General features: G+C 32.3%; 15 protein-coding genes. 9 read left to right on the forward strand and 6 right to left on the reverse strand.

Features of this window, described 5'->3' with window-relative positions; translation table 11 throughout:
- Window positions 1–424: 424 nt before the first annotated feature.
- Together A9CBEGH2_RS12000 and A9CBEGH2_RS12005 are read right to left on the reverse strand one after the other, a co-directional pair.
- Window positions 425–751, reverse strand: a complete 327-nt coding sequence (locus A9CBEGH2_RS12000; protein WP_118276862.1) for a type II toxin-antitoxin system RelE family toxin — start codon at window positions 749–751, stop codon at window positions 425–427.
- Window positions 751–1,074 (reverse strand): type II toxin-antitoxin system Phd/YefM family antitoxin, encoded by a 324-nt coding sequence (locus A9CBEGH2_RS12005; RefSeq protein ID WP_115715706.1) that lies wholly within the window; start codon window positions 1,072–1,074, stop codon window positions 751–753. The genes A9CBEGH2_RS12000 and A9CBEGH2_RS12005 overlap by 1 nt, the downstream gene beginning before the upstream one ends.
- Window positions 1,075–1,361: 287 nt before the next feature.
- On the opposite strand from A9CBEGH2_RS12005, the gene A9CBEGH2_RS12010 reads away from it, so the two are divergent.
- Window positions 1,362–1,808: a LytTR family DNA-binding domain-containing protein gene (locus A9CBEGH2_RS12010; protein WP_115715705.1), complete on the forward strand. Its 447-nt coding sequence runs from the start codon at window positions 1,362–1,364 to the stop codon at window positions 1,806–1,808.
- 4 nt (window positions 1,809–1,812) lie between these two features.
- Window positions 1,813–2,238, forward strand: coding sequence for a DUF3021 family protein (locus A9CBEGH2_RS12015; RefSeq protein ID WP_163052401.1), 426 nt, complete (start codon window positions 1,813–1,815; stop codon window positions 2,236–2,238).
- A gap of 53 nt (window positions 2,239–2,291) precedes the next feature.
- Here the strand turns inward: A9CBEGH2_RS12015 and A9CBEGH2_RS12020 are convergent, their stop codons facing one another.
- From A9CBEGH2_RS12020 to A9CBEGH2_RS12030, 3 genes are all read right to left on the reverse strand, one after another.
- Entirely contained in the window at window positions 2,292–3,110 is an 819-nt protein-coding gene (locus A9CBEGH2_RS12020; protein ID WP_115715703.1) for a purine-nucleoside phosphorylase, read from the reverse strand.
- Between the two features lie 3 nt (window positions 3,111–3,113).
- Entirely contained in the window at window positions 3,114–3,593 is a 480-nt protein-coding gene (locus tag A9CBEGH2_RS12025) for an HD domain-containing protein (protein WP_115715702.1), read from the reverse strand.
- Window positions 3,594–3,669: 76 nt separating this feature from the next.
- On the reverse strand, window positions 3,670–3,876 hold the full coding sequence (locus tag A9CBEGH2_RS12030) for a cold-shock protein (RefSeq protein WP_115715701.1): 207 nt from the start codon (window positions 3,874–3,876) through the stop codon (window positions 3,670–3,672).
- A gap of 296 nt (window positions 3,877–4,172) precedes the next feature.
- Here A9CBEGH2_RS12030 and A9CBEGH2_RS12035 point away from each other — a divergent pair, with 296 nt between their 5' ends.
- The 5 genes from A9CBEGH2_RS12035 to A9CBEGH2_RS12055 all read left to right on the forward strand — a co-directional run bounded on the left by A9CBEGH2_RS12035 (window position 4,173) and on the right by A9CBEGH2_RS12055 (window position 10,983).
- The gene (locus A9CBEGH2_RS12035; RefSeq protein ID WP_115715700.1) at window positions 4,173–5,618 is read left to right on the forward strand and encodes a leucine-rich repeat domain-containing protein; all 1,446 of its coding nucleotides are present in this window, start codon (window positions 4,173–4,175) and stop codon (window positions 5,616–5,618) included.
- Window positions 5,619–5,994: 376 nt separating this feature from the next.
- Window positions 5,995–7,158, forward strand: coding sequence for an RpnC/YadD family protein (locus tag A9CBEGH2_RS12040; protein WP_163104897.1), 1,164 nt, complete (start codon window positions 5,995–5,997; stop codon window positions 7,156–7,158).
- A gap of 139 nt (window positions 7,159–7,297) precedes the next feature.
- On the forward strand, window positions 7,298–7,498 hold the full coding sequence (locus A9CBEGH2_RS12045) for a hypothetical protein (RefSeq protein WP_163052405.1): 201 nt from the start codon (window positions 7,298–7,300) through the stop codon (window positions 7,496–7,498).
- A 453-nt stretch (window positions 7,499–7,951) separates the two neighbouring features.
- Entirely contained in the window at window positions 7,952–9,301 is a 1,350-nt protein-coding gene (locus A9CBEGH2_RS12050) for an MATE family efflux transporter (protein ID WP_118277875.1), read from the forward strand.
- Between the two features lie 107 nt (window positions 9,302–9,408).
- Window positions 9,409–10,983 carry an IS1182 family transposase gene (locus A9CBEGH2_RS12055; RefSeq protein ID WP_115715574.1) on the forward strand — a complete coding sequence of 525 codons (1,575 nt, stop codon included), beginning with the start codon at window positions 9,409–9,411 and terminating at the stop codon, window positions 10,981–10,983.
- Between the two features lie 223 nt (window positions 10,984–11,206).
- Here A9CBEGH2_RS12055 and pepF read toward each other — a convergent pair whose 3' ends face one another.
- Window positions 11,207–12,967, reverse strand: a complete 1,761-nt coding sequence (gene pepF, locus A9CBEGH2_RS12060; RefSeq protein WP_118277876.1) for an oligoendopeptidase F — start codon at window positions 12,965–12,967, stop codon at window positions 11,207–11,209.
- A gap of 115 nt (window positions 12,968–13,082) precedes the next feature.
- Between pepF and deoD the strand changes: the two genes are divergently transcribed.
- Together deoD and A9CBEGH2_RS12070 are read left to right on the forward strand one after the other, a co-directional pair.
- Window positions 13,083–13,799: a purine-nucleoside phosphorylase gene (gene deoD, locus A9CBEGH2_RS12065; RefSeq protein WP_115715696.1), complete on the forward strand. Its 717-nt coding sequence runs from the start codon at window positions 13,083–13,085 to the stop codon at window positions 13,797–13,799.
- A gap of 151 nt (window positions 13,800–13,950) precedes the next feature.
- Entirely contained in the window at window positions 13,951–14,214 is a 264-nt protein-coding gene (locus A9CBEGH2_RS12070) for a metal-sensing transcriptional repressor (RefSeq protein ID WP_118277877.1), read from the forward strand.
- The last annotated feature ends 3 nt before the right edge of the window (window positions 14,215–14,217 follow it).

Here is a 14,217-nt window from a genome sequence, read left to right on the forward strand (position 1 = left end):
TTATAAAAAAGGTATAAGATATAGACAGACAGGGAGATAAAACTCTGTCCTCCAATAAAAAGCAGTGATCTTTAAAAGAAAGAAACTGACTTTTTCCTTTTCCTAAAAAAAATTATGCTTTAAGAAGATGCATGTGATACTACATGCGACAAGCAAAAGATGTATTTCTTCAATGGTTAGAAGGAATACATCTTTTGCTGTTGTGGAAAGTTTGTTAAAGGATTTGCAGTAGGCATTATCAACTTTAACAGGTAGTATCCATCGATGAAGAGGAATATAGTATTGGATAAGATAGATTTTTATTAGTTAGAATCAATGTATCAGAAAAATTATTTCATACGCAGGAGATATTATAACCCAAAACAAAAGAGGAAACTTAAGCAAATTTCCTCCTATCAATAAGTTTATACATGTAGAAATAACTCTATAAATCATTCTTCTTGATACGTTTTTCTGCTATAGAATAAACTTCTTCATCTTCTCTAGCTCCAATAACCACAATTAACATTCTATCTTCTTGCTTAATGACTTTATATACCAACCTTAGTCCAGATGCTCTTAATTTGATTTTCAAGAACCCAGTTAAATCCGTATTTCCTTTTTTCCCAAGCAATTTTCCATAACCACCCTCTTGTTGTGATAATGGATTCTTTCTCACTTTTTCGATTGATTTTAATACTAATTTTCTTTGACTTCCATCAAGTTCATCCAAGTCATCAAGTGCTTCTGGTAAATATTTAACATCCCACATTATTCGAACTCAATATCATCACAATCTTCTAAATCAGAAGCTGTAATTCCATATCTTTTCATAACATCTTCATGTGACACAAGTTTGTTTGCATCATATTTTTCCATTCTTTCATTAGCTAAAAGTAGAAGTTTTGCATCATTGACCTGATCAATTAAAGCAATATAATCTTCTGGTGACAAAAGAACACATTCAGGTTCATTATTTTTCATAACAATTTTAGCACCATGTTTTTTGACTTCATCAAAAATTTTACCAGCCATTCCGCGATTAAATTGTGAAATTGGAACAGTACTTTCTAAAATTGTTCTAATCATATTCATGGCATTCACCTCTTTATTTATAATATATGATTTATCAATAAAAATGTCAATAAATTTATCGACTTATTTATATTTATCTATGTATATTCTTATTGTTTTTGTTTTATATAGAATTATACTTAATGGTTTTTTTTGAACATATTCTTTAAGGTATTGATAATGGAAATGAAGTTGAAAAGGGTATTTTAGTGGCAAAATAAGGCAGCTGATACAATAAGGGTTGTAAAGCTGTCTTTAATTTTATATAACATAGATAACAAAAGTACTTTTGTAGAAGGGGAGGTTATATGAAAATAGAGATAGATGAAAATGTAAGTTATACAGAAGAAATAGTAAAGATACAATGCAGACGTAAAACATCACGAATCCATAAACTTGCTTCTATGATTCAACAATTTGGAATGCGAATCGAAGCACAAATAAAGGAAGGAATCGTACAGGTGGATGTAAATGATATTATGTATGCAGAAACAGTCGATCGCAAAACGTTTTTATATAGTGAACAAGAAGTGTACTGTTATAAAGGAACATTGACGAAGTTAGAAGAAGAATTGAAAACAACAAGTTTTCTGCGTATTTCAAAAACAACCTTATTGAATGTGCGTTATTTGAATTATGTAAAACCCTATGCGAATCATCGATTAAAAGCTACTTTGACAAATGGAGAATCTTTACTTATTTCTAGAAATTATATTCAGGATTTAAAAGAGTATTTGAGGAACAGTGAGGTGTAAGATGATGAAAAATACAATTTACAGATATATTTCTTCCACATGTGTCGTATTTACTTTAGTTATGCTTTTTACTTCTTTATTTAATTGTTTTCAAGCCGATTCAGGAAGTGAGAATAAAATGTTTTGGCAGATGATTTTGTTATTTTTACTGGTAGTATGCGTTGTACAATGTATAAATTTCTTTATCAGCAGATGGGATTTTAAATCCAACATGATGTATCATATCGTAAATTTTACAGCTACATTTATTTCAAGTTTTCTTGTTTTTTATCTTGCCAACATCATGTCTTTTTCGATTCATTCATTGGTAACGTATACGATTATTTATACTTTTATATATGTGTTATTATATTATTATTTAACACAAAAAAACAAGTTACAGGCAGATGAAATCAATAAAATGCTTCAAACATATAAAGAACATTTGTAATTTTAAAAGGGGAATAGAAATAAAAAAACTTGTACGTAAATTTGTACAAGTTTTTATAATTCCTCTATAATGTGAAGAAGCCATGTGGATAGTTTTTCACTGGATTGATTTGCTATCTGCAATACTTCTTCATGGGAGTGATTTCCTACACGTAAACCAGTTGCCATGTTTGTTAGACAGGCAATACCTAAAACCTTCATTCCCAAATAATTTGCAACAATGGTTTCTGGAACGGTAGACATACCTACAGCATCAGCTCCTAATGTACGGATTGCCCTGATTTCTGCTCTTGTCTCATAATAAGGTCCCTGGAAAAAGGCATAAACACCTTCTCTAAAAGAAATGTTATTTGCATATGCACATTTTTTTGCTAGATCCATAAAGGAGAAAGAGAAAGGTTGTGACATGTCAGGGAAACGAGGTCCTAGTCGATCATCGTTTGCTCCAATTAGTGGGTTTACACTGACTAATGATACAAAATCTTCAATTAACATCAAATCTCCCACTTTAAAATTTGTATTGATACAGCCACAGGCATTTGTTACGATTAAGTTTTTAATACCTAGCTGTTTCATAACATAGATAGGATACGTAATTTCTTTCATGCTTAATCCTTCAAAATAATGAAAACGTCCCTGCATGATACAAACTTGTTTTCCTTTTAATTTTCCAAAAAGGAAGTTTCCTTTGTGTCCTGCAACATTTCCTTTTGGAAAATGAGGAATGTCTGCATAATTTATAATTTGTTTTTCTTCTAGTAATTCACCAATATTTCCTAAACCGCTTCCTAAAATCATACCTAATTCAGGGCGATAAGAAGTATGTTCTTCTAAATACGATTTAGATTCCATCAGCATTTCATAAAATTCCATAGGTTATTCTCCTTTATTCAGTTTTAACTCTTTTAGTATCGAAACCACACGTAATTGATGATTTCTTTCTAAAGGAGTTGATGGATCATAAAGAAATCTCTGAAACACATCAGCATCTTTTAACAGTTCACAAAGTGCTCCATCATTATGATTTTGTTTATTGCTGTGTACAGAAATGCAATGGCATATTTGCTGTATTTCTTCATCTGTAAAGAAAGATGACTCACTTAATAGTTTCTTAGCATAATTGCTGCTTTTATTCGCATGTTCTTTTCTTGCTGCATTTTCACTATACTGACTAATGTCATGCAGTAAAGCACAAATGGAGGCAAGTTCTATATCTATGTGACGCATTTGTGCTAATAAAGCTGCCAGTTGAAAAACTCCATAGGTATGGATGTAAGCAAGTTTTTTTAGTTCACTGTTATGTAGTTTTTCGATTTCTCTATCAACGCATTGCTGTACAAAATGTATTCGATTCATATCTTTATCATCCTTTATCTTATTTTATCATATAGGATTTCATAAAAAAAGAGACCGAAGTCTCTTATGTTTTGGTTTATTCTACAACAACTGTTACGTTGCTTGCCTGCTGACCACGATCACTTTCAACTACTTCATAAGTAACTTTCTGACCTTCTTCCAAAGTGCGGAATCCATCAGCCTGGATGCTTGAATAATGAACAAAGATATCTTTACCTTCATCTGAAGTAATGAATCCGTATCCTTTTTCAGCATTAAACCATTTTACTTTACCTGTACACATACTAACGGTACCTCCTATAATGCTAATAAGAAGCTCTCAGATATGTAGAAATTCTCACGTTCGGGATATGTTACATATTGAGTTAATAATTATTACATTCCAGAATGTGTGAATTTTGAAATACTCATAATTATTGCTTTTTATTATGTCTTTACAGTATCATGATTTGATTTGGAAGTCAATGAGAAGATAATAAATAAGCAATATTTTTTAAAACAATAAATAAAATATGAAAGCGGTTTTGTAAATAGTATTTTTGCGGTATAATAGCTATAGTAATAAGGGAGGTATGTCTTATGCTTATAAAAGATGAAAAATTAAGAGAAGCAGTCGCAAGAAGCTTGCATATAAAGGAAGAAGAAATTACAAAAGAAGCTATGTCTCAGCTAACAAGTTTATCTGCACGCTATGCAGATATCGTATCTTTGAAAGGATTAGAACATGCTGTAAATTTAAATTATTTAGATTTATGTGGAAATCATATAGAAGACTTGGAGCCGATTAAAGATTTAAAAGAAGTAGAATATTTAAACTTATCTAAAAATATGCTTCGTGATATTCAGGCGTTGAGAGAATATCGTCAATTAAAACGTTTAGACTTATCAAGAAATAATTTATATACGATGGATATCAGTGCCCTGGCTGGTACCATCAATTTGGAAGAATTAAATCTAGAACGCTGCAAAGTAGATAATTTAGTATACTTAGAGAGTGTAAAGAAACTGGAAAAACTATATGTAGGAATTGAAAATGGACCTTTTCCATTAAGTATATTAGGTACTTTACCAAACCTTAAAGAACTACATATGAATAAAATGTGGTTATACGATATTGCGGATTTAAATTATTTGAAACATATAGAAGTATTGGATTTATCTACAAATTTATTTTCAGATTTGTCACCATTGCTGTATATGAAAAAAACATTGCGTAGTTTAAATTTATCAAATAATCAGTATATAACGGATTGTTCTTTACTGGAAGAGTTTGAAAACCTTGAAGTATTGGATCTTTCTTTTGATAATATTAAAGATTTTTCTTTCTTGTTGAAATTAAAAAAATTACGTGATTTACGTGTAGTACAGGGAGGTTTAAAAGATCTTCGCTGTTTAAAAGGGTTAACAAATCTAGAAAAACTTGATGTATCTGAAAATCGTTTGGAACATGTAGAGATATTAAAAGATATGAAACATTTACGTTACTTTAAGGCAAGTGGATGTTATTTAAAAAATATTGATTTCTTAAAAAATGCAAAGAATTTAGAGGAATTAAATGTATACAACAATGTTATAAAAAATATTGATATATTAAAGGGATGCGAACATATGAATACGATGGATATTGGGAAAAATGATGTAAAAGATATTTCCGTATTAAAAGATATGAAGAATTTAGAATGTCTAGGTTTAGCATACAACAATATTTCGAATTTAGATCCTTTAAAAGGTTTGGTAAATCTTTCCACGGTTGATTTATATGATAATGTGATTACAGATATTACACCTTTAAAAGAATTAACAAAAGTCAGTTCCCTTCGTTTAGATCATAATGGGGTAATGGATTTAGAACCATTATCAAATATGGAATATTTAAGTTCTTTAACATTAAAAGGAAATTATGTAACAGATATTACACCTTTAAAAAAATTAAAACATTTATATGAACTTCGTTTGGATGATAATCCAATTGAAGATATTACGCCATTAGAAGATATGGAGTATTATGAAATGTTCTCTTATTAAACTTGCATTTTGCAAGTTTTTTTTGAAAGCAGAGGATATTTTCCTTCTTTATGATTGCAGATGTATTTATGAATTGTTTATAGTTAATTTGTATTTTGGATTTGTAATGAAAACATAGTATGAAAAGAATAATGATAATCTCATTTTTTTATATATGATTGAGTTTCCCAGTAAGTGATTTCCAATGTAGGGATTATTTTTATCTAAAAGATGTTTGGTGAAAGATAAGATGAACAACAAAAGTATGAAAATTTAGTCTTTATAGAATGTCTGTTTTGATTTTAATAAAGATTGGTTCCATAAAATATCAAAGCTTTTCTACTTTTTTATGTTTTTTTTCTATGTTTTTTTGTATTTTTACCTATTGGTTTCGTATATGTATAGTGAAAAGGATAAAGTGTATCCAATCATGCTTTCCATATATCACGATATCGGTATAGACAAACAATATTCTTATTTTATAATGAAGATGGATATCTCTTATCTTTCCTTCATCAATATTATATCCGATCAAGAAGTATCAAAAGAGGAGCTGATGAATATGGGAAAACAGGATATCGGACTAAAATCTTATTTCAAAAATAATGATCGCTTTGCGGATTTAATTAACACAGGCATATACAATGGTATACAGGTTGTTAAACCTGATGATTTGGAAGAACTGGATACGGATTCATCGCTGTATATCCATACGCAGGGGATGAAGATTCCCCTTGCAAGAGTAAGAGATGTCATTCGAAAATCTGCAGGAGACTGTGAATATGTGATTTATGGGGTTGAAAATCAATCCAGTATCCACTATGCAATGCCTTTGCGTGTGATGATGTATGATACTTTGACCTATGAAGCAGAATGCAGACAGTTTGTAAATGCGAGAAGAAACAGGAAAGACAGTGAATATCTTTCTAAAATGCGAAAAAAGGATCGTATTCATCCAGTATTCACACTAGTCATATATTATGGAGAAGCACCATGGGATGGGGCAAGAAGTCTGAAAGACATGATGGTGGATATGCCGAAATGGATGGAAAAAAGATTCAATGACTATCCTATGAAGCTGCTGGAAATAGGAACCTGCACAAATACATTTCAAAATCAGGATATCTTCAATTTCATAAAGATCATACAGCTTTTATACAGTGATAAAGTAGAAGAACTGCAAAGGTATTATGCGAATGTAAAAGTAGGAAGAGATACAGCAGAACTGGTAGGAACAATAACGGAAAATGAAGAAATATTAAACTATGTAAAAGAACATAAAGATGAGGAGGAAATCAACATGTGTGAAGCAACGAAGAGATGGGAACAAAGATGGACACGAAAAATTACAGATGGATTCATCAATATGATGGGAGTAAGAAAAGAAGGAGAAGAAAATCTTGCACCTGAAGAAGCAATTGAAAGATTAAAACTAAAAGAAAAAATAGAAGGTGAAGCAAATGGAGAACAAAACAAATCAATGGAAATAGCAGAAAAAATGAAGGAAAAAGGATATTCTACAAAAGAAATAGAAGAACTAACAGGAATCCTTCTACATTAGAATTACATACGAAAACCTCTTTGTATGCTTATATACGAAGAGGTTTCAATTACAATTTTATAGAATAAGTAGAGTAATAATGAAAAACAAAGAAATCATAAGGTATGCGGAAAAACATAAAGAAGAGGAGGCACTTAATATGTGTGAAGCAACGAAACAGTGGGAAGAAAAAATAAGAAATGATGTTATCAACATGATGGGAGTAAGAAAAGAAGGAGAAGAAAACCTTGCACCAGAAGAAGCAATTGAAAGATTAAAAACAGAAGGAGAAGCAAAAGGAAAGGCTGAAGGTATTCTTGAAGGAAGAGAAAATGAAAAAATAGAAATAGCAGAAAAATGAAGGCAGAAGGATTTGACAATGCTTTGATTGAAAAACTAACAGGAATTCTTTTACATTAGAATTACATACAGAAGCCTCTTTGTGTATATTCAGATGAAGAGGTTTCATTTTTAGTACGTTATAGAAGAAGTAGAATAAAAATGCATATACAGGAAATGTTTGATTGAGAAACTAACTGAAACCCTTCTGTATTAGACTTTACATACAAAACGTATCTTTATGCGGTTTTAATATTCAAAATAGTTGAGATAAACTTAATTGAAATTTTGAAAAAATTGAATTGGAAATAGGTAGATTTGTCTGACCACTTGGCTTGGCTCATTTTTGTTGCTTTTATAACTTTTTGATATACATTTTATTAAAATTTTATGATATTCGAATCATTTTTCTTGTGCCTATGATTAAGATTATAGAAAGTGTGCTATAATCAAGTTCTATGAAATAGGGGATTGTATGAAACAAGTATTAACAGAAGGAAATATTGGAAAAGGTTTGATTTTATTTAGTTTGCCTATGATAGCTGGAAATTTACTTCAGCAGCTGTATAATGTTGTAGATACGTTAATTGTAGGACAAACAATAGGAGCACAGGCACTTTCTGCTGTAGGCTCCTCTTATGCACTGATGGTTTTATTGACATCTGTAATCTTAGGACTGTGTATGGGAAGTGGCGTTGTATTTTCACAGTTATATGGTGCTAATAGGGAAGAGGAAGTAAAAGTTAGTATTGTAAATGCATTTGTATTGATTTTTCTTGTATCTGCTGTTGTTATGGCATTATCGTATTTGTTATTAAATTCTATCGTAGTATGGATGCAGATTCCAAAAGAAGCCATCGTCTATGCGAAAGAATATTTAACAATCATATTTTCAGGCATACTATTTGTGTTTTTGTATAATTTTTTTTCGGCAATCTTACGTAGTGTTGGAAATACTTTTATACCTCTTGTATTTCTTGGTGTTTCTGCATTTCTAAATATTGTTTTAGATCTTGTTTTTATTCTTGTTTTTCATATGGGAGTAAAAGGAGCAGCATGGGCTACCGTAAGTGCACAAGTGGTTTCTGCAGTTGGTGTTATGGTATATTTTTTCTTAAAAGGAAAAGAACTTTGTCCTGCAAGAAAGCATCTGTTTTATGATCAAAATCTATTGCATATGGTAATTGTGAATTCAACTTTGACTGCGATTCAGCAGTCAATTATGAACTTTGGTATATTGATGGTACAAGGTCTAGTGAATAGTTTTGGATTTGCGGTAAGTGCTGCTTTTGCAGTAGTAGTAAAAATTGATGCTTTTGCATATATGCCTGCACAAGATTTTGGAAATGCATTTTCTACATATGCAGCACAAAATTATGGTGCTGAAAAACCAGAAAGAATCCTAAAGGGGATAAGAATTGCTTTTATAACTTCTATACTGTTCTGTTGTTTGGCATCTATTGTTGTATGTCTATTTGCGAAAGAACTTATGTTGCTGTTTGTAAAACCAGAAGAAATAGAGATTATATCAATTGGTATAACTTATTTACATATAGAAGGGGCTTTTTATGCAGGAATTGGAATTTTGTTTTTGTTATATGGACTGTATCGTGGATTAGGACGTTCCATGATGTCTATCGTATTAACAATTCTTTCTTTAGGAAGTCGTGTTGTGCTTGCTTATACACTCTCTGCTTTCCCTATGCTTGGTGTAAATGGAATTTGGGTTTCTGTCCCAATTGGATGGGCTTTGGCAGATGTTGTAGGAATATGGTGTTTTCAAAAACATAGAAAAAGATTGCTTTCTTCTATAGCAGTTTTATAAAATATCCGATAAAAAAGGGGCTGTGACAGATAAATCAAAGCTCTAAGGTAAAAAAATACACCCAATCCTATAAGGAAAAAGGTGTATTTTTTTGGTATAATTTATGTATGACAATTACTCAAATTAACCAACCAAATTATACAGCATATCAGCCATATATGCTACTGGATTTTGAATTTTCTTTTCAAAACGATGTCCTTAAGGATGATTTGAGTATCACGATCCTGGAAGTCTTGAGGAGGATTGATCTGAGTAAGTTCATAGATTTCCATCATCTTGATTCTCGTTCTTATGATCCTGTCATGATGCTGACCGTCATTCTTATGGCCTTCGCTGAAGACGGCTACGCTTCTTTACGCAAGCTGGAAAAACTTTGCCGCTATGATGTCCGTTATCGCAGTATCACAAACGGCTTCATTCCCAGCTACAAGAGCTTTGAACGCTTCATCAATAACACACTGAAAGAATCGATAGAAACCATTGCGAAAGAAATCTATCTGTATGTACAAGATGAAAAGGCATTGGAAGAACAGATTCTTTATATTGACGGGACGAAATTTGAGGCCAATGCCAATAAGATGACTTTCTGCTGGAGAGGCTGGAGCAAGCGTTATCTTCCAAGACACTGGCAGAAATGCATGGAACTGTTGAGACAGGTAAACCGATACTTTAAGAAACATGAAATCGATATACATTATTCGATTCTGAAATATCCAAATATCGAATATATGATAAAAATAGATGAAGCACTTGAAAACTGGCTGAAGGAAAAAGAACATATCCGAAAAGGCAGAGGAAAACACGAGATCGCAAAATTGTGCGATGAACTGAAGAAAAGTGCAGTCAAGATGTGGCAGTATGCCATACAGGAAGATATACTTGGAGAAAGAAACAGTTTCTCCAAGACGGATCCGGATGCCACATTCATGCATATGAAATATGATTATTATAATCATACGAATGTGTTCAAGCCTGGATATAATGTACAGATAGGAGTAAACAATGGGTACATCGCTTATCAGTATATCAGCAGTGATGCCAACGACATGAGAACCCTGCAGCCATTTACAGAAGGATACAAAGAACTGTATGGGCAGTATCCAAAGATGGAAGTAACGGATGCAGGATATGGGAGCTATGAAAACTACAGCTACTGTAAAAGCAAGGGGATCAAAGGCATATTGAAATATAGCGGATATGAAAAGAAGAAAGAAAAAGTAACTGACAAGAACCGTTATCAGCTGCGGCATATGGAACGCATGGAGGATGGAACACCAGTTTGTCCTGCAGGACATGTGTTTGAAAAAGAGCGAATCGGAGTAAATCTCCAGGGACAGTATCCAAAAATGACAGTGTATTATAGAAATAAAAACTGTTGTGGGTGTGCACAAAGAAATAAATGCACGACTTCAAAAAATGGAAGAAGTGCAAGGATCGTACCGGCATTAGAGAAGATGCATACAGAAATAGATGAATATCTAAAGAGCGAAGAAGGAAAGATGTTGATGAGGAAACGCAGCGCACAGGCAGAGGGGGCATTTGCGGATATCAAGCAGGACTTTGAATATGTGCGACTTCATCGACGAGGGGAAAGCGGAGTAAAAGTAGAATTGATTCTGGTATGTATAGGATATAACCTAAGAAAGTACCATAATCGAAAAAAGGTGAAAAATATGAATTAGTTTTCCACAATGAGCAGGGGGAAGATTGAAAAGCAAAGGTAGAAAATAGCTATTTTAAGGATAGTTGTTTTTAAAATACCCAAAAGCAGGAAGAATTATTAAAAAAAGCTGTGATTTTCGGAGAAACTATAATTTCTCTTACTCGTCACAGCCCCATAGTTTAAGCATACTATATACATATAAGCAGGATGTATTCCTGCTTTTCTAGTACTCTATGCGAATCTTATTTCATAAGTCTTTTAAATTTATCAAGAATTTCTTTAAAGTAAGTAAAGGCATCGTTGTATACATCATCACTTCTTGGGTCGACACCTGCATGAACAAGTTCATCGATTGGTGCTTCGCTTCCTCCTTTTGTTAGGAAGCTACGATATTCTTCTACATTTCCATTTAAGATTTGTTTTACAAAACTAATCGCAACGGCCATTCCAAGTGTATATTTATATACATAGAAATTATAGTAGAAATGAGGAATGTGATAACATGCATAGCGATACAACTCATCTACTTCAACGCTTTCTCCAAAGTAATCATGATTAATATCAAGGAAATATTGTGTTAAGTCTTTGGAAGAAACTGGTTTTCCTTCTTCAATCCATGCATGCAGTTTTGTTTCTAGTAATGCATACATTGGCTGACGATATAATGTTCCTATTAATTGTGTTAAAAGACTGTCTAGTAAATATGCCTGATATTGCTTATCATCGTTTGTTTTTAATAAATATTCATTTAACAATAATTCATTAACAGTCGAAGCTACCTCTGCCACAAAAATACGATAGCTGCTTAAAATCGGACGATTGTGCTTATGCGAATAGTAGGAATGCATAGAATGTCCCAGTTCATGCGCAAGCGTACTTAAGGAGTCATAAGAACCAGTAAAATTAGTTAAGATAAATGGTTTGGAGTCATGTGTTCCACTGGAATAAGCGCCGCTTCTTTTTCCTGGATGAGGCAAAAAATCAATCCATCGTTCTTTACGTGCAGTTTCTAGCATTTCGACATAGTCTTCCCCAAGAGGAGCCAATGCTTTTTTTAGAATAGAAAAACTTTCGTCAATACTGTAAGTGATATCAATATCCTTTACCATAGGTAAAAAGGTATCATAATAATGCTGGGTGTCTAAATGAAGTAGTTCTTTATGCAAAGCGAAATATTCATGCAGGTAAGAATGATATTTTTCGTTTGCCATATATAAAACTTTATCATAAAGCTTTTTATCTGCCCCATCTTCAAATAGGCTCGCTTCTAATGCAGAAGGGAAGTTTCTTAATTTCGCATTTACAACCTGTGTTTTCGCATGCCCGCCTAATAAATTAATAAATAAATTTTGGTAACGTTTATATTCTTGAAAATAGTTTTGAAACGCCTCTTTTCGAACATTGCTGTCTGGGTGTAATAAAAACTTGTTTAATGTTCCTCCGTTTAAAAATTCTTCTTTTCCATCTATGTGAACAGGTTGAAATTCCATTCGAAAAGAAGAATAGGACTCTTCTGGAACTCTTGTGATTCCACTGTATTGAGCCATGATATCTTCAATTTCTTCACTTTGACGATGGGGAATCGTACGCCATATTTCTTCCATTGGATAGGTAAAGTCTTCACAGTCCTTTTCTTTTAAATACTGTTCAATGCTATCTTTCTTTTGAATGATTTCTAAATCTAAAAAAGAAAGTTTTTCCGCAACCGCCTGCATTAAGGAAGAAGAAGCAGAAAGATTTTTTTGCCCATCTTCATCTTCTGGGTCAACATCAGTTGCCATTTGTGCATAGACACATACATTATCTACACGGCGATATAAATCTTCTAGTTTCAACATAAACTGCAGGTATACATCTTTTGTATCTGCGATATGTCCTTTTTGATTTGCAACTTCGTTTAATAAAGCAAGCACTTTATGATATTCTTCTTCATATGCTTCCTGACTTTGAAACATACTGGATAAATCCCATGTCAAATCTTTATCAATTTCATTTCTTTTCATAGTATCACCTCTTGTTAGTATTGTATGCTAATAAGAAAAAATACACAAGAATAAGAATTTTTTTTAGTTTATGTTATAATTACAATGTATTCGTATATGAAGGAGGAAAAATACTATGTCAACACCACATAATGCAGCAAACAAAGGTGATATTGCGAAAACAGTTTTAATGCCGGGAGATCCATTACGTGCAAAATATATTGCGGAAACATATTTAGAAAATCCAGTACAGTTTAATACGGTAAGAAATATGTTTGGTTATACTGGTACTTATAAAGGAAAGAAAATTTCTGTTATGGGTAGTGGTATGGGTATGCCAAGTATTGGTATTTATTCTTATGAATTGTATAAATTTTACGATGTAGAAAATATCATTCGTATTGGTAGTGCCGGAGCTTATACAGACAAACTTGATTTATTTGATTTGGTACTTGCAGATGGTGCATGGAGTGAATCAACATTTGCGAAAGCACAGGCAGATGTTGATGGAGATGTGATGTATCCAAGTGAAGACTTGAATAAAAAAATCATAGAAGCAGCAGAAAGAGTTAATAAAAAAGTTACTTGTGCTAGAATTCATTCCAGCGATGTATTCTATCATGAAGATAATGTAGATGGACATGAAGAATTTTATGCAAAACATGGATGTGTATGTGTAGAAATGGAAAGTTTTGCATTATTCCACAATGCGAAAGTATTAGGAAAAAATGCAGCATGTTTATTGACGATATCTGATTCATTAGTAACAAGTGCAGCTACAACTGCAGAAGAAAGACAGACTTCTTTTAATGCAATGATGGAAGTAGCATTAGAAGCAGCAATTAGTTTATAAGCTGTTTTTACTTGAGTGTAAAAAGAATATATAGGAGAGTGGTTGATTTTCGATTGACCACTTTTTTTATATTATGCAGATGATTTGACATAGAAGACAACAAATATTATAATGATTGCACAACACCCATAGGGGGTGTGGGAGGTATAAAATGACACCAGAAAGAGAAAAGGCATTAAAAAACTTAAAAACAGCAAAAGGACAGCTGGAAGGTATTATAAAAATGATAGAAGAAGAAAGATATTGTATTGATATTTCTAATCAGATCTTAGCTTCTACAGCACTTTTAAAGAAAGCAAACCTTCATATCCTTAGTGGACATTTGCACAGTTGTGTAAAACAGGCAATGCAACAAGGTGACAGCGAAGAGAAATTAAAGGAAATCGAAGATGTTTTAGGAAAACTGATGAAATAGGAG

Origin of the sequence: Amedibacterium intestinale, assembly GCF_010537335.1 — a bacterium.
In the GTDB taxonomy this organism is placed as follows: Bacteria; Bacillota_I; Bacilli_A; order Erysipelotrichales; family Erysipelotrichaceae; genus Amedibacterium; species Amedibacterium intestinale.